Raw genomic sequence first — 776 nt, 5'->3', positions numbered from 1 at the left:
GCCGGGACTTCGGACACCACATTGAGCAGGCCGTAGTCGTGGATCATGCCGTTGTAGCGTACGGCAGTCACCGGCACACCGGCGGCGTTCAGGCGGCGAGCGTAGGCTTCGCCTTCGTCACGCAGCACGTCCATTTCGGCGGTCTGCACCAGTGCTGGYGGCAGGCCTTTGAGCTGTTCCAGGCTGGCRCGCAGTGGCGAGGCATGGATCTCGTTACGCTGCTTCGGGTCGGTGGTGTAGTTGTCCCAGAACCATTCCATCATGCCGCGGGTCAGGAAGTGGCCTTCGGCGAACTGGTTGTAGGARCCGTTGTTGAARTTGGCGTCGGTCACCGGCCACAGCAACACCTGGGCGCGCAGTTTCGGCGTACCGGCTTCCTTGGCCTTGATGGCCACCACGGCGGCCATGTTGCCGCCGACGCTATTACCGGCTACGGCCAGACGCGAGCCGTCGATACCGATCTGGCTGCCGTTATCGGCGACCCATTTGGTCGCGGCGTAGGCCTGGTTGATGGCGGTCGGGTACTTGGCTTCCGGCGATGGCGTGTAGTCGACGTAAATCGCGGCAGCGCCAGAGCCTACTACCAAGTCACGGATCAGGCGTTCGTGGGTCGGATAATCACCCAGTACCCAGCCACCGCCGTGGAAGAACATGAAGCCCGGCAGAATGCCGCGAGCACCTTCGGGGCGCACCACCTTGAGGGTGAGCGACTGGCCATTCACCTGGATCACCTTGGTGTCCACGACGATGCCGGACAGGTCCACCTTGACACTGGC

The 776-nt window shown here is 63.2% G+C and carries 1 protein-coding gene; it reads right to left on the bottom strand.

The features are described 5' to 3' along the window. Window positions 1-776 (bottom strand): alpha/beta hydrolase (locus INS93_RS24600; protein WP_192985862.1); only part of this gene is annotated, 776 nt, incomplete at both ends.

The sequence above is a fragment of the Pseudomonas sp. EggHat1 genome, from assembly GCF_014892995.1.
GTDB classification, from domain to species: Bacteria; Pseudomonadota; Gammaproteobacteria; order Pseudomonadales; family Pseudomonadaceae; genus Aquipseudomonas; species Aquipseudomonas chaetocerotis.
Note: the sequence above shows the minus strand (reverse complement) of the source record. Positions and strands in the feature narration are given on the sequence as shown.